This is a genomic window from Pseudoalteromonas shioyasakiensis (assembly GCF_022398475.1).
In the GTDB taxonomy this organism is placed as follows: domain Bacteria; phylum Pseudomonadota; class Gammaproteobacteria; order Enterobacterales; family Alteromonadaceae; genus Pseudoalteromonas.
The window spans coordinates 1-17,256 of the sequence record NZ_JAKEVM010000043.1; the positions used below are offsets into that span (position 1 = coordinate 1).

General features: G+C 41.3%; 15 protein-coding genes. 6 read left to right on the forward strand and 9 right to left on the reverse strand.

What is annotated here, in order from left to right; all coding sequences use genetic code 11:
• Positions 1 to 331: 331 nt before the first annotated feature.
• The 3 genes from L1D51_RS09760 to L1D51_RS09770 all read right to left on the reverse strand — a co-directional run bounded on the left by L1D51_RS09760 (position 332) and on the right by L1D51_RS09770 (position 4,572).
• Positions 332 to 1,330, reverse strand: a complete 999-nt coding sequence (locus L1D51_RS09760; protein WP_239963564.1) for a Kelch repeat-containing protein — start codon at positions 1,328 to 1,330, stop codon at positions 332 to 334.
• Between the two features lie 137 nt (positions 1,331 to 1,467).
• Positions 1,468 to 2,445 (reverse strand): DNA topoisomerase IB, encoded by a 978-nt coding sequence (locus tag L1D51_RS09765; RefSeq protein WP_239963565.1) that lies wholly within the window; start codon positions 2,443 to 2,445, stop codon positions 1,468 to 1,470.
• Between the two features lie 60 nt (positions 2,446 to 2,505).
• Positions 2,506 to 4,572 carry a catalase gene (locus L1D51_RS09770; protein ID WP_239963566.1) on the reverse strand — a complete coding sequence of 689 codons (2,067 nt, stop codon included), beginning with the start codon at positions 4,570 to 4,572 and terminating at the stop codon, positions 2,506 to 2,508.
• 435 nt (positions 4,573 to 5,007) lie between these two features.
• Between L1D51_RS09770 and zigA the strand changes: the two genes are divergently transcribed.
• Together zigA and L1D51_RS09780 are read left to right on the forward strand one after the other, a co-directional pair.
• Complete coding sequence (gene zigA, locus L1D51_RS09775; RefSeq protein ID WP_239963567.1) at positions 5,008 to 6,204, forward strand: zinc metallochaperone GTPase ZigA; 1,197 nt, start codon at positions 5,008 to 5,010, stop codon at positions 6,202 to 6,204.
• Positions 6,204 to 6,872 carry a DUF1826 domain-containing protein gene (locus L1D51_RS09780; RefSeq protein WP_239963568.1) on the forward strand — a complete coding sequence of 223 codons (669 nt, stop codon included), beginning with the start codon at positions 6,204 to 6,206 and terminating at the stop codon, positions 6,870 to 6,872. The genes zigA and L1D51_RS09780 overlap by 1 nt, the downstream gene beginning before the upstream one ends.
• Positions 6,873 to 6,941: 69 nt before the next feature.
• Here the strand turns inward: L1D51_RS09780 and L1D51_RS09785 are convergent, their stop codons facing one another.
• Positions 6,942 to 7,664 carry a hypothetical protein gene (locus tag L1D51_RS09785; protein ID WP_054560736.1) on the reverse strand — a complete coding sequence of 241 codons (723 nt, stop codon included), beginning with the start codon at positions 7,662 to 7,664 and terminating at the stop codon, positions 6,942 to 6,944.
• A 190-nt stretch (positions 7,665 to 7,854) separates the two neighbouring features.
• Here L1D51_RS09785 and L1D51_RS09790 point away from each other — a divergent pair, with 190 nt between their 5' ends.
• Positions 7,855 to 8,328 carry a YqhA family protein gene (locus L1D51_RS09790; RefSeq protein ID WP_054560737.1) on the forward strand — a complete coding sequence of 158 codons (474 nt, stop codon included), beginning with the start codon at positions 7,855 to 7,857 and terminating at the stop codon, positions 8,326 to 8,328.
• 178 nt (positions 8,329 to 8,506) lie between these two features.
• On the opposite strand, the gene L1D51_RS09795 is transcribed toward L1D51_RS09790, so the two are convergent.
• The gene (locus L1D51_RS09795) at positions 8,507 to 9,661 is read right to left on the reverse strand and encodes an iron-containing alcohol dehydrogenase (RefSeq protein ID WP_055021311.1); all 1,155 of its coding nucleotides are present in this window, start codon (positions 9,659 to 9,661) and stop codon (positions 8,507 to 8,509) included.
• 43 nt (positions 9,662 to 9,704) lie between these two features.
• The gene (locus L1D51_RS09800) at positions 9,705 to 10,538 is read right to left on the reverse strand and encodes a type 1 glutamine amidotransferase domain-containing protein (RefSeq protein WP_239963569.1); all 834 of its coding nucleotides are present in this window, start codon (positions 10,536 to 10,538) and stop codon (positions 9,705 to 9,707) included.
• 106 nt (positions 10,539 to 10,644) lie between these two features.
• Here L1D51_RS09800 and L1D51_RS09805 point away from each other — a divergent pair, with 106 nt between their 5' ends.
• Positions 10,645 to 11,544: a LysR family transcriptional regulator gene (locus tag L1D51_RS09805; protein WP_055021313.1), complete on the forward strand. Its 900-nt coding sequence runs from the start codon at positions 10,645 to 10,647 to the stop codon at positions 11,542 to 11,544.
• On the opposite strand, the gene L1D51_RS09810 is transcribed toward L1D51_RS09805, so the two are convergent.
• Positions 11,525 to 12,061, reverse strand: coding sequence for a cysteine hydrolase family protein (locus tag L1D51_RS09810; protein WP_239963570.1), 537 nt, complete (start codon positions 12,059 to 12,061; stop codon positions 11,525 to 11,527). The genes L1D51_RS09805 and L1D51_RS09810 overlap by 20 nt on opposite strands.
• A 119-nt stretch (positions 12,062 to 12,180) precedes the next feature.
• Here L1D51_RS09810 and L1D51_RS09815 point away from each other — a divergent pair, with 119 nt between their 5' ends.
• Positions 12,181 to 13,128 carry a GlxA family transcriptional regulator gene (locus tag L1D51_RS09815; protein ID WP_054560742.1) on the forward strand — a complete coding sequence of 316 codons (948 nt, stop codon included), beginning with the start codon at positions 12,181 to 12,183 and terminating at the stop codon, positions 13,126 to 13,128.
• A 43-nt stretch (positions 13,129 to 13,171) separates the two neighbouring features.
• Complete coding sequence (locus L1D51_RS09820) at positions 13,172 to 13,480, forward strand: hypothetical protein (protein ID WP_054560743.1); 309 nt, start codon at positions 13,172 to 13,174, stop codon at positions 13,478 to 13,480.
• Positions 13,481 to 13,910: 430 nt separating this feature from the next.
• Here the strand turns inward: L1D51_RS09820 and L1D51_RS09825 are convergent, their stop codons facing one another.
• Both L1D51_RS09825 and L1D51_RS09830 read right to left on the reverse strand, forming a co-directional pair.
• Positions 13,911 to 15,449, reverse strand: coding sequence for a glutamate synthase-related protein (locus L1D51_RS09825; RefSeq protein ID WP_054560744.1), 1,539 nt, complete (start codon positions 15,447 to 15,449; stop codon positions 13,911 to 13,913).
• 769 nt (positions 15,450 to 16,218) lie between these two features.
• On the reverse strand, positions 16,219 to 16,803 hold the full coding sequence (locus L1D51_RS09830; RefSeq protein ID WP_239963571.1) for an acyl carrier protein phosphodiesterase: 585 nt from the start codon (positions 16,801 to 16,803) through the stop codon (positions 16,219 to 16,221).
• Positions 16,804 to 17,256: the final 453 nt, after the last annotated feature.

Consider the following 17,256-nt stretch of genomic DNA (forward strand, 5'->3'; position numbering starts at 1 on the left):
AATTAGTATACATTTGTTCCTAATAAAACGATAGCAATTTAACATTTGTTAACAGTAAAGTTTCATTTTTCGCACCTAAGTCTTACTGTTAATTTTGTTCCATTGAATGGTGAAGTGTTCTGAAAAACTATTTTAGATTATACCAACCTGCTTAATTAAGTGATCTATTTTGAGGCAATAAAACCTCGTTGATAGCAAGGCAAAAATTTCGTTATTTAGTTGTTCTCAGCAATTGCACCTGCATTGCTCTACCTTCTGCATCCATGCAGTCGTAAGTCAGAAATTTTTAACGCAGATAGCGACAGGTTTAATCCCTCAAAATGATTAAGTATTATTGCGGTTTGGTATTGCTTATCGTCACTTGTGCATTATTAACTTCACGGCTCGTTTCAGAAAGCCCTACCTTTGTGGCACCACCCACTAGCCAAATTTCGCCGTTTAATGTAACAGCTCCTAAACCGTGGCGAGGTGTTTGCCATTCGAAAGTTTTGCGCCATTGCTGCTTGGTTAAATCATAACTAAAAACCTCACGGTCAACTCCTTGGCTATGTTCACCGCCAAACACAGTGATAGCATTATCAATAACTGCCGCCGCATGCCCTGCTCGTGCTTTAGGGAGTGCTGCATGTGCTTGCCAGGTGTTTGTTTCGGGTAAGTATTCGAGCATGTCAGTGATAGGCTCGCCGCCAACTGTTCTGCCACCTAACACAAACCAACGGCCGTTTACTTGTGCACTCGCCGCACTATTTCTAGCCGAAGGTAAGGGCGCGGCTTCTTTGAAGGTGAAGCTTTTAGGATCAAAAATTAAATGCGCACTCACATCTAAACTATGTTGCCATTGCCCATTTTTCTCACTATTTGGGCTACGGCCACCAGCTAAATGTACTTTACCATTAAGCACTGCGCCCACAGTCTCACTTAACGCAAAAGGCAAACTCGCCACCTTTTGCCATGCTTTAGCGCCCTTATCTAGCATTAACACATCACGGCTATTGGTCCACTGGCCTTGTGTATTAACAAAACCACCAAAGGCAAATAATCTGTTTTCTACTGCAATTAAATACGTGTGATGACGCCCTTCAGGCAAACTAGGAGCTGATTTCCAACTTGCATACTCGGGTGACCAATAATGGACTTTTGCAGTCATATTACCCGTTGATGCTGGCAGCTCGGTAGAGATCCCCCCTGCAACCCAAATATGTTGGTTCATTACTGTAGGGTAAATTTCTTGTATAGCCTCAGGGAGCTTTGGTGCTAACGGCTCTTTTGCCGATAACGTATAAGGTAAACAAGTAATAGAAAATGCTAACAACAGTTTGGCTAAACGCATATAAATCCTTAATGAGCAGTTATTTAGCAAAAAGTTAAACTAGTTGTACCGATTAGTACACTGCCAAATAGTCTTACTTATTCTGTCATTGTTGCTATCAGGAATTGGCATTTCTTGACTACCAGAGATAGACATATCTACTGGCCGAGAAAGAGTAGAAGTCCTCGCTCGTATCTATTCAAATACTTCGTTTTACGGGGCAGTTTTAACTGCTTTCTTAAACCAACCTGGTTGTTTTCATCCTTTTTACATAAATCAATAAGCGCCGGGTGAATATAAGAATTACGGGCTATCGTTGGCGTATTACCCAAATGGCTCGATACCGTTTCTAGCATGTCGCACAAAGGGAGCTTTTTCTTTGCATTATAAAAAGCTTCGAATGCTAAAACACTTGCACGCCAGGTTCTAAAGTGTTTTGCACTAAACTCCTCTCCCATTACATGCTGGATAAATTGATTAACTTCACGTGAGGTCACGGGAATACATTCACCATCCTCTTTGTATTGAAACAGGTTTTGTCCGGGTAAATCTTGCAACTCTTTAATAATAGAGCTCAAAACGCGATCTGTAAGGTTAACCTCTCTCACTTTGCCAGATTTAGCTTTATATTCTAAGCGAATATTTTTCCCTGTTATCTTCGCATGGCGGCGACGTAAAGTTGTCGCTCCAAAACTATTATTTTCTTTCGCGTTACGTTTAGACCCTATCCTTAAAGAGCCTAAATCCATCAATCTAACAACTGCAGCTATTGTCCTTTGATAATCAAGTGTATTACCTTCTAAATATTCAGCTAACTTTGCTCTAAGTAAGGGTAATTTATTTCCGAAAAGCTCACACACTTCGAACTTTTTTATCTCCTGCTGCTCTCTAAAATCTGGGTGATAAAGGTATTGTTTTCTCCCTTTTGTATCGTAACCAGTTGCTAAAATATGGCCATTTTCTTCAGGACAAAACCAAACATCTTTGTATGCAGGAGGGAATGCTAGTGCATCTAAACGGGCGATTTCACTTTTATCATTAATCCGCTTACCTGTTGGGTCGTAGTAAAGCCAACATTTAGAGTGACTTTTTCGAGTAATACCGGGCAAATTATCATCAACATAAATTAATTTCACTGCACCTTCTCACTATATAATTATTACTCAAGGCGAGTAGCCCTCGCCTTGAAAGATGAGTTATCGTTGCCAATAACGAAGTTGTGTTAGTGTCTGAAGAAAGTCACATGCCTTGCACGTTTCTAGGTTAATGATGCCGTCGTCTTGGTCTTCATTTAAGCCAACAGCTTTTAACAACTCAATTGAGCTTTCAGTAAAACCAATAAATTTTTTGTGTGAGTACGCATCAGAAACAAAATCTCTCGCCTCTGGAATTTTAATTAACTCTTTAGCACCTTCCTCTGATGTCAGTAAAACAACTGCATCATATAAAACAGAAGGGCCGCCGTTAATAACTTGCTCTGCTCCAAGGTGAACACCAGTAGAGCTTTTCGCTCCACCGATCTGGGCTGCAATGACTTCAAAGTTCGCACCTTGCTCGTTTAGTTCGCTAACTAATGAATTAAATAGCTGATCGTCAAAGCCATCACTAACGAGAATACCGAGCTTCCTTCCCTCAAAAGTAGCCAAAGCACTTTTTTGAATACTCAGTGCATCAGATACAGGTAAATCTTGGCGAGTTTTTAGTGCAGCCTCAGCAGGTTCAGGCATTGTTTGCAAACCCAAACCAGAGGCCACTAACTTAGCTAATTCGCTATCAATATTTAGTAAATGAGACACCACACGCTCCCTAATAGCTAAATGTTCCACTTTTGACAGTTCAAAAATTAATGCGTCCTGGATATGTGATTGCTCTATCTTAGTTTGACTTAGATAAAACTGCCTAGCTTGGCTGTAATGATCACTGAAGGTTTCTGATCGATACCTTAGCTTGCTACCTTGCGCTTCATCATCAGAGCTTTTAAAGCCATGAACAGGACATTCTCTTGGATTGTTTTCATCACTTTGCCAAGAGTTTGGCTCATAATTTACTCTTCCTTTGGGGTTATGCATTGCCATGTGACCATCTTGGTGAAAGTGGTGCATTGGACATTTAGGTGCATTAATAGGGATATGAGTGAAATTTGGCCCTCCTAATCGCTTTGTTTGAGTATCTAAATATGAGAAGTTACGCCCTTGTAATAGTGGATCTGGTGTAAAATCGATTCCGGGAATTATGTTTTGTGTGCAAAAAGCAACCTGCTCTGTTTCTGCAAAAAAATTATCAACCACTCTATCTAAAACCATTCGACCAATGATCTTAACGGGTACTTGCTCTTCAGGGATAAGCTTTGTGGCATCAAATACATCAAACTCAAAGTCATCGGCAAAAGCTTGGTCAAATACCTGTACGCCAAGTTCCCACTCAGGGTAATCGCCATTTTGAATTGATTCCCACATATCACGGCGATGAAAGTCAGGATCTGCTCCATTAATTTTAACAGCTTCATTCCAAACCACTGATTGCATGCCTGATTTAGGTTTCCAATGGAATTTAACGTACTTTTGCTCACCATTTTTATTGATAAACTTAAATGTGTGAACGCCAAATCCTTCAATAAAGCGTAATGAACGTGGAATAGCTCTATCAGACATCGCCCACATGACCATATGCATAGATTCAGGCGATAAGCTAATAAAGTCCCAAAAATTATCATGAGCCGTTTGAGCTTGCGGAAAACCACGATCAGGCTCAGCTTTAGCGCTATGGATCAAGTCTGGGAATTTCATCGCATCTTGGATAAAAAACACAGGAATGTTATTACCAACTAAATCCCAGTTTCCCTCTTTTGTATAAAATTTAACAGCAAATCCGCGCACATCCCTTGCTAAATCAGGCGAGCCCTTGCTACCAGCTACCGTTGAAAACCGAGTGAATACAGGTGTTTTCTCGCCTTTTCGTTGAAATATATCCGCGCATGTCAGCTCTTCAAGTGTTTCGTAAGTTTCAAAGTAACCGTGTGCCCCATAACCTCTAGCATGCACAACCCTCTCAGGAATACGCTCATGATCGAAATGAAACATTTTTTCACGAAAAATATGGTCCTCCATTAATGTTGGACCACGCTTCCCTGCTGACAAGGAATTTTGATTATCACTAACAGGACAGCCTTGTGCTGTAGTCATTGTTGAATACTGATTATTTGCATGTTGATGTAGCTCACCTCCATGCCCCTTTTGACCTGAATATTTAAATGACTCCGGCATAAGTTTCCCTTTATTTTAAACTCGTTAAATTGTTATTACGTAAATTTAGGAAAACTAGTAGCAAGTAAAAAGCCAAAATTAAAACTAATAATATCAATAAGTTAAAATCAAATTAAATAACATGTAAATAAACTTATTACACAATTTGTGTAATTTTTTCTAACTAAAACAATCTAAACCTCCTACTTTAGATTTACCCTCCCCACCATAAAATACACTCAACATTCGGCATTTATTAACTTCGTCTTTTTAGGTAAGCACACAGCAAAGCTCAGCTTTCACTAATAAAAAGCAATGCGATAGCGTATTACACTTCACTATCGTTAACCTTTATCTTGCAATAATACATAACAACTATTCCTAACCGCCCCTCTATTGATATATTATAACAAAACATTTACCGTATTTTGTTTAATCTAATTAAGGGTCACTACCATGAGCAAACTTCCCGTCACCGTGCTCTCTGGCTTTTTAGGTGCAGGTAAAACCACTGTGCTCAGCCATATTTTAAATAACCGTGAAGACAAAAAAGTGGCTGTAATCGTCAATGATATGAGCGAAATAAACATCGATGCAGCAACAGTTAAAAACGATGTTTCGCTGAGCCGCGGCGAAGAAAAACTAGTAGAAATGAGCAATGGCTGTATCTGCTGTACTTTGCGTGAAGACTTACTCATTGAAGTACGCGCTTTAGCGAAAACGGGGCAATTTGATTATTTGGTTATTGAGTCAACCGGGATTTCAGAGCCCCTTCCGGTTGCCGAAACATTTACCTTTGCCGATGAAGATGGCGTGTCACTTTCTGATGTTGCAAGACTTGATACCATGGTCACGGTCGTTGATGCCGTTAACTTTTTAAACGACTTTAACGAAGCCAAATTTTTACAAGAAACCAACGAACACTTAGGTGATGAAGATGAGCGAAGCGTGGCCGACCTACTCATTGATCAAGTTGAGTTTGCTGATGTCATTTTAATTAGTAAAACAGACTTAATTAGCGCCGATGAGCTTGAGAGTTTAAAAGCCATTTTAAGCTCATTAAATACCTCTGCAGAGCTTATTGCCATTGAAAATGGCCAAATTGATATCAATAAAGTTCTCGGCACGGGCCTGTTTAACTTTGAAAAAGCTCAGCAAGCACCTGGCTGGCTAAAAGAGCTACGCGGCGAGCATACCCCAGAAACCGAAGAATACGGTATTAGCAGCTTTACTTATGAGGCTCGCCGCCCTTTTCATCCTGAAAAATTTTATAACTTTATTCATAACAATCAACGCGAAGGCAAATTGCTTCGCTCCAAGGGCTACTTTTGGTTAGCCTCTCGACCCCAATTTGCTTGCCAATGGAATCAAGCTGGCGGCATAGCCCGCTATGGTTTTGGCGGGATATTTTGGAAAGCCTTACCGCAAGATCAGTGGCCAACTGATAGCGACTACTTAGATTCAATTAACCAAGTATGGCAAGAACCCTTTGGGGATATGCGCCAAGAGCTGGTTTTTATTGGTCAAAACCTCAATCAATCAGCGATCATTCAAGCTCTCGATAAATGCTTACTTAGCGACGATGAACTATTAGCAGGCAAAGCGCTTTGGCAAACCCTGCCCGATCCATTTCCTGTCTGGGAGGAAGCATAATGACAGCTTACGCATTAGAACATGACACTGATAACCTACCATCAGCGGCAGCAACAGCGCTAAGCCCTGTTGTGTTTTCACAAATTTACAAACCTGAGCATAACATTGCAATTTGGCAACGCAGCTTAACTGAACAGCTGCAATCAGAAGTAGCTGAGAGTATTACAGCCAACCCAGAGCTCAGCATTAACGCTGTGATCAATCAAAATACCATTGTGGCTGACATAAATAAGGCCCTTGAAAAACTACCTCAAGCAGAAGAGCTTAAAGCCGACCTCGCTCAGCTTGTTGATATGTTTTGTTATTTATTTGAGTTAAAGCGCACCGGATTACGCCTAAGAGTACTTGAACGTGCCATGTGCCCACGTTTTCATGTTGACAGAGTTCCTTGTCGGTTAGTCAGCACCTATTGTGGTAGTGGTTCACAGTGGTTGCAAAATGCAGGACTTGATCGCACTAAACTTGGCGCAGGTCACCAAGGATTAAGTGATGAAGAATCAGGGTTAATGACAGCAAATACTAAAATTCACTCTCTTAATGTGGGTGATGTAGCTCTATTAAAAGGCGAAACTTGGCAAGATAACGAAGGCAAAGGCCTTGTGCACCGCTCACCAGCACTCGCTACTGGCGAAAAACGGCTACTTGTAACCCTCGACTTTATTGCTTAATACGAGCGTACCAACTGCGTCTATTAATTCTAATAGGCGCTATTTCATTTAAGAACACGCTACAACTGCTCAAGGCTTTAAATTAATGAAAAGCATACTGAGCGCACTTGCAATTGCCGATAGGGCAAACATCCTTAGTAACAAAATTAAGGCATTCCTTGCGCCACCAGCAAAAGTGCCTTTAAAGCTTAATGGGTAGCCATGAAAAACCATTACATATAACACGTTAAAAAGTCCTACCCGCATCCCGTCAATTTCATAGGTATCGCCATTTTTTAAGTGAATTTCACACACATGCAAAGTGGGTAATCTAATTCGTGGTTCGCCAAACTTTCGTTTGCGTTTTAGATCCATCGTGTAGTGAAACAAAACCTCTGCGATTTCGTTTTTAGCAATGGTGAGAGTGTGATTTTGGTGCTCTTTAAAAGTCAATTTATCAATTTTGAGCTCATCCTTGCTTATGCTCATTGCCCATTTAGAACCAAAGCCATACTTCTTGTAAGTCATGATGCGCTTGGTAATAAACACGACCAAAAAACTTGTAAGACAAACTAAAAAAGCCAGCCATGGGTTAAAAGCATCTACTAAATAAAAACTAGATAGCGAAATTGCGCATACCATAAGCGCAAAAAACACTTCGGCCCACCCAGATAACGTCGCTAAGCCTGGGAGAGATTCTAGTTCTGTTATTGACTCTTCAGTTAGTGACGATTTTCCTTTAAAGGCAGCATATCGAAACCATTTTTTATCATTTAAATCCAGTTCGAGTGAGTGCTTAGCCATCGAGCCCATAAAAATCCCTTTTGTATTAATGCCTAATAGAAGCAACCTTTTTGTTCCTTAAACTTATACACAACCAGAGCTCGCACGTAAATACTTAAAGAACTAATAAGTTAAGCCCCCTTAGCTAATGAACGTGCTGTATTTAATCAAAAACCAGCTAAGCTTCGTATAACAAAGAAATTTATATATGTGAGCTGATATGGAGCGCCTTTTTCAAAATAGCCGGTTTTTAGTCATCATCGCGATTATCACTACAGCAATTTCGTCATTACTTGTTTATATAACCTGTGTGAACATCGTTTTTAATGTTGTTAAAACGACTCTTATATCATTGCCTGACTCTGCTAAGGGAGGGAAAGAGATGATAGTCGAGCTTTTAAAAATTCTCGACTTATTACTTATCGGTATTACTCTTCAAGTTATTACCATCAGCCTGTACCGGCTATTCATTTCGCCTGCAACCACAAAGAGTAGCCAGTTTTTAGCCGCTTTTCATATCGAAGATTTTCATGACTTAAAAATTACCTTAGTGCAGGTAACATCCGTCATTTTAGTGATTCTGTTTTTAGAACACGCCGTTGAGTTTGGCGGCACAATAGAAACCCTCTACCTCGGTATTTCTATTGCGATTGTGGTTGCCGCTTCGACCTTTGCATGGCGCTCAATGAAATAGTGAACACTCACCTACATTAGTTTATTTATTGGGGTAACGTAGCTGATATTGCTCTTTCATCACGCATTAAACTGCTCAAGTAAACCGCTCTTTTGGCTATCTTTAGCCAGTTCTAGCAAATCGATTTTTAAGCACTAAAAAGGCGTAACACTTCATGTTACGCCTTTAAATTTAAGCCCTAAAGTGCAAGCGCTAATATTTGCTTAACTTTCGCTAAATCAATATCACCGTGTTCACCTAGCGTAGTTATCTCATTCTTTTCTAAGTTTTTAACAACCGCATCGATCGCTTGTTCATCAAGGTCATAGTCAGCAAGGCGTGTTTTCACAGCCATTGCTTCGAAGAAGTCTTGCACTGCTTTAATCGTTTTATCGATTTGCTCAGCTTCATCGTTATAATTAAAACCAAACACTCGCGCACCAAGCTGTTGTATTTTAATAGACTTTTGCTCTTTTTGAACATGCATTAGCGCAGGTAAAACAATCGCCAGCGTTTGTGCGTGATCAAGGTTATAAAGGGCCGTTAATTCATGACCAATCATATGCGTAGACCAATCTTGCGGTACACCCTGACCAATCAAACCATTCAGTGCCATTGTAGCCGACCACATAACATTGGCTCTTACATCATAGTTTTGCGGTTCATTTAGTGCTTTAGGTCCTTCGCTGATCAAGGTTTGTAAAATACCTTCTGCAAAGCGGTCTTGTAATGGCGCGTTTACTGGGTAAGTTAAGTACTGCTCAATAACGTGTACAAACGCATCTACAACACCATTACTTACTTGGCGCTCTGGTAACGAAAAAGTATATTCAGGATCAAGTACTGCAAAAACAGGTTGCACACTCGGTGATGAAAAAGCACGTTTTTGCGACGTCTCTTTTTTAGTAACCACTGAGTTACCGTTACTCTCAGAGCCAGTTGCAGGTAAAGTTAAAACTGCACCAATAGGAAGCGGGTTACTAAACTCAGCACCTTTAACAAGGATATCCCACGGCTCACCTGCAAAGTTATAAGCTGCTGCAACAAACTTAGCGCCATCAATAACGCTGCCACCGCCAACAGCTAGAATAAAGTTAACATTCTGCTCTTTAGCAGTTGCCACAGCTTGCATCAGCGTTTCGTATGTTGGGTTAGGTTCAACACCACCAAACTCAATCACGTCAACATCGGCTAATGCACTCATTGCTTGGTCGTATACGCCATTTTTCTTTATTGAGCCACCACCAAAAAGTAATAGTACTTTAGCGTTTTCTGGTAAACGTGACGTGATCTCACTCATTTGACCTTTACCAAACAAAATTTCGGTTTGATTTTTATAAATAAAGTTCAACATTTAAATGCCCCTTAAATTAGGTTTAAATTGCTAATTAGCTAATTTACTTAGCTAACATTTCTAAAAGCTTTTCTGCTAATAATTTATCTGAAAACGGGTTTTGCCCCGTAATGAGTTCGCGGTCAACAACCACGTTTGGCTGCCACTCACTAGCGAATGCCATATTTCCACCGGCGTTTTCCATTGCCATAGCGGGATAAAACTTAAGCTTTTTACCTTCTAAACTGCTTTCAAAAACACGCTCTTCAGAGTCTGAAAAAATAGTCATTTTGTAGCCATCATAAATCCAGTTATTGGCCGATGCCTTTTCGCCATCTTTTATCGCTTGATAATAAGAATTTGGCTGAACTTGTGCCGACAACAACGTAATTGGGCCATGGCAAATTGCCGCTGTTGGTTTACCTTGCTTATTAAAGTGACGCAAAATTTCACCCACTTCTGGGTTGTTTGCTAAATCAATTAAAGGCGCATGGCCGCCTGGGATAAATACAGCCTCATACTGGCTTAAGTCACCCGCTAAAATTTCGCTTAGACTTGCGGTATCTTTGATATCTGGTAGCGATGCTACAAAACGCTGAATGCTCTGCATTTTAGCTTCATTACCATCAAAGTAGTCGGTACTCACTGATTTTTTATCTACTTGAGGCGTATTACCTTCGGGTGTTGCAAGTACAAGCTCATAACCCGCATCAACTAATGCTTTTGCTGGCACACCAAACTCATTTAGGTAGTAGCCTGTTTCGATGCTCTGGCCATCAGCTAAGTCCATGGTTGTTTCACTTGATAAAATTACCAATACTTCGCCTTCACCCGCCACTGCAAACATCGACATAGTTGATGCAACAACAAGCGTTAGTCGCTGTAATATCTTTTTCATAACTCATCCTTTAAGAAAGTACTGCTATCATAGTTGGTTTGCGGGGCGAGTAGAATTCGGATAAATTAAGAGGAGCAATCAGAATATTTATGGCTCGTACATTTACATGTCTTATCTCACGCAATTAAAAACCTTTGTTGAAGTTTATCGTTGTAAAAATATTACGAAGGCAGCGGCTAATTTAGGCTTATCTCAGCCTTCGGTGACCTCACACATTCAAGCAATGGAAGCTGTAGTTGGTAAATCTTTATTTGAGCGCAAAGCCCGTGGCGTTACCCCCACAGCAGCAGCACATGATCTAGCGCTACAGGTTTCTGGTCATATCGATATATTAGAGCAAAAGATCATGTCGATACGGGCACGTTCTGATGCCGCACATGGCACTGTTAATATTGCAGGACCTGCCGAATATATTAGTAGTGTATCGGGGCCACAAATTGCCAACTTACTGCAATCTGGCAATGTAAATCTTGTTCTGCATATTGGTAATAAAGTGAGAATTTTTGATGCCTTGCAATCAGGTACTGCAGATATTGCTATTGCCGCATCAGCGCCTGATCCAGCACTATTTGATAGCCTTGTGCTCGACAAAGAAAAGCTCATTTTGGTGATGAACCGTTTACATGGCCGAGAAATCAAAGACAGCGCCATTACCGCAGATTTACTCTCAAGCTACAATGTCGTTGCTTATGATGAAGAGCTGCCTTTGATAAGACAATACTTTGAAGCTGTATTTAACGCAAAATGCCACTCAAATGTCATTGCTATTTGCCCGGACATACGTGCTATTAGCAATATTATTCGCTCAGGCATTGGCTATTCTGTATTACCCGATTACCTATGTCGCGATCAGATAAAAGCCGGAGAGCTTGTGCAACTAGGGCCCGAAGGCCCAGAAAACATAATTTACTTAGTTTGGAACAAAGGGGCATTAAAGCACCCCCGTATTGCATTTGCCAAAGATGTTATTTCGGCCTTTGCAAATATTAACTACTTTGCAAACTAAGCAAGGCTTGCTTTGCGTCTAACAGTTTTACTCGTGGGGCAAGCGCATTTAGTGCGATTAAATGTAGCATTTCAGATACTGTGGTGCTCACATCCGTTATAACTGCCACATCGTACTCTTTAGCTTGCTCTGAGATAGCAGTATGAGTCACACAGTTTTGCGTCATCATGCCTGCGATCAAAAGTTTTTTAATACCATGTTGCTTTAATACATCTTCTAAATTGGTCTGATGAAAGCTGTCTGCATAGTGTTTTACAACCACAGGGGCTTCTGGTGCTGCTTTTAAAATATCAGGATGAATATCAACACCTTCTGTACCTTCATTAAAAAATGGCGCTAACCCCTGAGAAGGATCAGCAACATGCTGAATATGAATAGGTAAAACTCCGCGTTCTGTTGCTTGTTTGATCACATCTACTAGCTGATCTTTTACTTGTTTAGCCTGCCATAAAGGAAATGCACAATCTTCAAAATAATCATTCTGTAAGTCGATAATTAGTAATGCTGTGTTTGTCATTGTATGAGCCCTTTTTCATTTTATTGAACCCTAGTTTGCTGAATTTTTAACGTATCAAACAGTGACCCAAATACCATTTATCGATAATATTGGGCCAAAGTGTTTAATAAGGCTTTACCATGAATGTTGCGGTATTCGCATTTCCTAATATCAGTCCATTTCATCTTGCAGTACCATGTATGGTGTTTGGTGAGGGCGCTCGCTCGGCAGGTATCAAAGAATTTAATTTAACAGTGTGCAGCGAATGTGAACAGGTAATGCCCTCAAGTGCGGGGTTTGATATTCAAGCGCACCACTCAATAACAAAATTTGATCAGGCAGATATTATAATTATTCCGTCTTGGCCATCCCCTGAAACAGCCCCCTCTAAAGAATTAGCAACCAGTTTGCTAAACGCTCATAGCCGTGGCGCTATTATTGTAGGGCTCTGTTTAGGAGCTTATGCGTTAGCACACATTGGGCTTTTAGATAATATTGAAGCAACCACCCACTGGGCATACAGCGATGACTTTAAAGCTCGCTTTGCAAAAGTGAAACTTAACAATCAAGTACTTTACCTTGAACATGACCAGCTCTATACATCGGCAGGAACAGCAGCAGCTATTGATTGCTGCTTATATTTGGTTCGCAAATTTTTAGGAAGCGAGCAAACTAATGCTATTGCCAGAATGATGGTAACGGCTCCGTATCGCACTGGTGGGCAGACACAATTTATTGCCCTACCCGTCCCCGAAAGTGTTGCTGATGAGCGTTTAGCAAGCTTACTTGAACAGATGCAAGAAAACTTAGCTAGCAACCATACGATTGATACACTCGCAGAGCAAATGCACATGAGCCGACGCACCTTTACCCGCCACTTTCAATCGCTTACTGGACAGAGCGTTGGGCAGTGGCTGTTAAATCAACGTTTAAACCACGCACAGCGACTTCTTGAGTCAACTGATTTACCACTAGAACATTTAGCCGAGCAATGCGGCTTTGGCTCATCTGTTACTTTACGCCATCATTTTCGCTCTCAGTTTGGTTTATCACCGCGAGACTGGCGTAATGCATTCCGCCAAGCATGAAGCTTAGGTATAATTAGTTTTTCGACTCGATTTTGGTTTTTAAATGAAAAAGCTTTCTAAAGTACAATTAAAACAGCAAGCACTTGTATTAAATGTTGCCGACGCCCTTGAAGAGCAAGGTCGCGCAGAACTTGAAGGCATGTTGCAATGCTGGTTTGATGTGGAATACCACTTATTCCCAGGCTCATTGCTATTATGTTTTCAATTTGAAAACCAACAAACACTCGATGCAGCGACCCCAGAACTATTAAAATGGCAAAAACGCCTAAGTGGCGCAATGCTGAAAAAAGGCGTGATTTTAAAAGACATGCGCAGGCATTTAGTGTTTACCCTAAAAGGCCCAGACGATTAAATGGAATGAGTTGCGGGTTAGCAAGTTAGCAAGTTAGCAAGTTAGCAAGTTAGCAAGTTAGCAAGTTAGCAAGTTAGCAAGTTAGCAAGTTAGCAAGTTAGCAAGTTAGCAAGTTAAAAACACTAGAGTGCCTACCACTTGTGTCAAGTAACTCGCTAACTCGTTGAGTTTTTAATCTGACTTCTAACGACTGATCTCTAATAGCTCCATTTTTGTTCAGCGTTAAAACGCCTCGTATCTCGCAAACTTTCCCCTTTACTCTTTCCCCTAGCAACTCGCTAACTTGAGTATTTTTATTTGATAACGCGGGGTAAACCCGCTGCTACCAGTTCTGCGCTAAAACGCCTCCTACAACTCGCATCTCGTCCCTCGGAACTCGTACCTTTCCCCTTTACTCTTTCTAACTCGCTAACTTTCCTCTAGAAACTAGCTAACTTATTCCAACACCTGCGTACTTAACGCCAGATAACAACGCCATATCTTTGTGCCATGTTGCTAGATCATTAGCATTAAACTTAGCTAAAGAGTCATGACCACATGCCCTCGCCATTACCGACATTAACTCAGTTGAAGCTTCAAAAAAGTTCTTTAATTGATTTGCCGACTTTTCAATATTTAGGCGCTGACGTAAATCTTGCTTTTGTGTGGCAATCCCTGCAGGGCAGTTATTGGTGTTACACATACGCGCAGCAACACAGCCGATTGCTTGCATTGCACTATTTGAAATCGCCACCCCATCAGCACCAAGCGCAAGTGCTTTTACAAAATCAATTGGCAAGCGTAAGCCGCCAGTGATGATCAAAGTAACATCACTTGCACCTTGTTCATCTAAGTACTTTCTTGCCCTGGCAAGTGCAGGAATAGTCGGTACGCTAATATGATCCCTAAAAATCTCGGGGGCTGCGCCTGTACCGCCTCCACGACCATCAAGAATGATGTAATCGGCACTCGCATCGAGCGCAAATTGAATATCTTCCTCAATATGATTAGCACTCAGTTTAAAACCGATTGGAATACCGCCCGTTACCTCGCGTACTCTATCAGCAAACTTTTTGAAATCGGCCGCACTGTGTAAGTCTTTAAATGTTGGTGGTGAAATCGCCGAAGTACCCGTTTCAATTCCTCTAACCTCAGAGATTTTGCCAACATTCTTATTGCCCGGCAAATGCCCACCAGTACCCGTTTTTGCGCCTTGTCCACCTTTAAAGTGAAAGGCCTGAACGTTCTTTAATTTATCTTCGCTATAACCAAAGCCTGCACTTGCTAACTCATAAAAGTACCGTGAATTGGCTTGCTGCTCTTCAGGAAGCATACCGCCTTCACCCGAACAAATACCTGTACCAGCAAGTTCTGCTCCTTTTGCTAAAGATACTTTAGCTTCTTCAGATAAAGCCCCAAAACTCATATCAGAAACAAATAATGGAATAGCCAGCTTTAATGGCTTTTTCGCTCGCGGGCCAATCACAAGCTCAGTATTAACAGCAACATCTTCCATTAAAGGTTGCGTTGCCATTTGCGCCACCATTAGCTGTAAATCATCCCATTTAGGTAATTGATATCGTGGCACGCCCATCGACACCATAGGGCCATGGTGCCCAAGCTTAGATAATCCTTCACGTGCTAATTGATGGATAAGCTCAACGGTGGGTTCCTCTTTGGTTGCTGTAGCAACTGGCAAATCAGAGGCTTGAATTTGCACGCCTGGCCCTTCTTGACCAACTTGGCTTTTATCAAATTGTTTGTGACTGCCATCACAAAACGGCGCATTGGCAGTGTGCTTACATTGGCATAAATAGGCATCGCCCGACTCTTCTGCTGTAAATGCTTTGGGTTTGAAATCGGTTCCGGCATGTGAGCCATCACAAAATGGCTGGTTTTTAGAACGCCCACAGGCACAAAAATAGTATTCTTGCCCCTGCTCTAAGGTGACTTTTTTCGGCGAAACGGCTGCAATTATGGGTTTGCTCATTATTGTTCCCTCACGGTTGCTACATTACATTGCTATGTTCAAGGTACTGCGATTGAGGTAAGTATTAATTCAAGGCTTACTTGCTTTACAAAGGGTAGTTCAGCTCAGTTAAATAACGAGCTTTTAAGCGCCTAGAAGTTCACTTAGCTATCACTAATCGACTATATAACCGCAACAAGCAGCCAAGATATCAGCCATTTCGTATTTTAATGAAAGAGGTAAATCGGTTTGTAAGCCACAGTGAGGGGGATTTTCACAAAGAGGAAAGAGGCGCTGCGCTTTAGAGGAATTATTAAAAGCAAACTTCACAGATATAACCCATTGTAGATCGTTATTTATGGCGAAAAGCAACCGTTAACACTCACGGGCTGAAGCCCGACTTACAAATTACCTCTTTGATAATAACCATCGCGCGAAATAAATTTCACGCCTACGGGCAAGTTTCAGCTTGTTTGTTGGATTTTAAATCTGATAGCTGATGGCTATATATGGCGCACAATCATCTAAAACTTATAGCTTAAAGCTCTTTTGATTTAATCTGATTTCTAACGACTGATATCTAATATCTCTATTTTTGTTCTGCGTTAAAACGCCTCCTACATCTCGTATCTCGAAACTCGTATCTTTCCCCTTTACTCTTTCCCCTTTACTCTTTCCCCTTTACTCTTTCCCCTTTCCCCTTTCCCCTTTACTCTTTCCCCTTGTAACTCGCTAACTTGTTGGGTTTCACTCCGTTCTAGCCAACCTACCGGCTGATGTCTGAAAGCTTTTACTTTTCCACCCCCTTTTGCTTCACATGCTCAACCAGCTCGGGGAAAAAAGCTAAAAACACTGCGTCTAACTGTTGGTAGTGGCGGGCTATATCGTCAGCGGCTCCTGCAAAGTTATTAGCAAAACGAATACGCCTTGCGATATTATCAAGGGCAAGGCCGACCCCATCCAGTGTTTCATATTCTTTAAACCAATCATTGTTGGTCATACTGGTCACAACCTGCTGCATGCGTGAAGGCATCATGGCTTGGCGCGTATTTAAAAGGCCATAACTGTGCTGTTTGAAATCAGCCAATGGTTGGTCATTAAAGCGCTGCCAATGCTGAATAAGAAAGTGATCGAACGCCACATCAATCGCGACACTTGCAAAGCGTTTACGTGCTGGTGAAAAGTACTGCTTAGCTTCTTTTACAAGGGGATGAGAGTCAGTAAACCTATCAACCAGATAATGATTCTCAAGGCCATTTTTAACTGCGTCAGATAACTGTCCTGAATACCGACGCCCACCAAAATCCCCCAGCAGATTACCAAAGTGTGAATCAGCCGTCGGTTGTGCTAAGTAAAGGTGAGCCAAGTAGTTCAACGCATTCTCTAAATCAAGTCATTTTATGCATTGTAAAAGAATACAGGTGAGAGGGTCTAGGGGCACAGGTTGCGAGTTGCGAGTTGCGAGTTGCGAGTTGCGAGTTGCGAGTTGCGAGTTAGCAAGATTGTAGCAGCGATTTTATATCGCGTAATCAAATGTCTCGTAAGCGTTATGCTTGCATGCCCCGTTTTAAATAGATCATCGCGCGAAATAAATTTCACGCCTACAGTACTAGGTGCTAACATCATAGCGATGGTTTTGGGTTGGAATACCTACCAATTTGACTTTTTTCGGCGTTAAAACGCCTCCTACACCTCACATCTCGTTAACTTTTCAATCTGATAGCTGACGGCTGAAAGCTGATGGCTCCAAAGTTAGGTTTCGCTCCGCTCTAACCAACCTACGAGCTAATGAATCAAGCACTGTAGGTCGTCATTTATGGCGACACAT

Bases quoted from the DNA above. Each gene is read 5' to 3' on its own strand.
- L1D51_RS09760 (WP_239963564.1), bottom strand. From the start codon at position 1,330: ATGCGTTTAGCCAAACTGTTGTTAGCATTTTCTATTACTTGTTTACCT.
- L1D51_RS09770 (WP_239963566.1), bottom strand. From the start codon at position 4,572: ATGCCGGAGTCATTTAAATATTCAGGTCAAAAGGGGCATGGAGGTGAG.
- zigA (WP_239963567.1), top strand. From the start codon at position 5,008: ATGAGCAAACTTCCCGTCACCGTGCTCTCTGGCTTTTTAGGTGCAGGT.
- L1D51_RS09780 (WP_239963568.1), top strand. From the start codon at position 6,204: ATGACAGCTTACGCATTAGAACATGACACTGATAACCTACCATCAGCG.
- L1D51_RS09785 (WP_054560736.1), bottom strand. From the start codon at position 7,664: ATGGGCTCGATGGCTAAGCACTCACTCGAACTGGATTTAAATGATAAA.
- L1D51_RS09790 (WP_054560737.1), top strand. From the start codon at position 7,855: ATGGAGCGCCTTTTTCAAAATAGCCGGTTTTTAGTCATCATCGCGATT.
- L1D51_RS09795 (WP_055021311.1), bottom strand. From the start codon at position 9,661: ATGTTGAACTTTATTTATAAAAATCAAACCGAAATTTTGTTTGGTAAA.
- L1D51_RS09800 (WP_239963569.1), bottom strand. From the start codon at position 10,538: ATGAAAAAGATATTACAGCGACTAACGCTTGTTGTTGCATCAACTATG.
- L1D51_RS09805 (WP_055021313.1), top strand. From the start codon at position 10,645: ATGTCTTATCTCACGCAATTAAAAACCTTTGTTGAAGTTTATCGTTGT.
- L1D51_RS09810 (WP_239963570.1), bottom strand. From the start codon at position 12,061: ATGACAAACACAGCATTACTAATTATCGACTTACAGAATGATTATTTT.
- L1D51_RS09815 (WP_054560742.1), top strand. From the start codon at position 12,181: ATGAATGTTGCGGTATTCGCATTTCCTAATATCAGTCCATTTCATCTT.
- L1D51_RS09820 (WP_054560743.1), top strand. From the start codon at position 13,172: ATGAAAAAGCTTTCTAAAGTACAATTAAAACAGCAAGCACTTGTATTA.
- L1D51_RS09825 (WP_054560744.1), bottom strand. From the start codon at position 15,449: ATGAGCAAACCCATAATTGCAGCCGTTTCGCCGAAAAAAGTCACCTTA.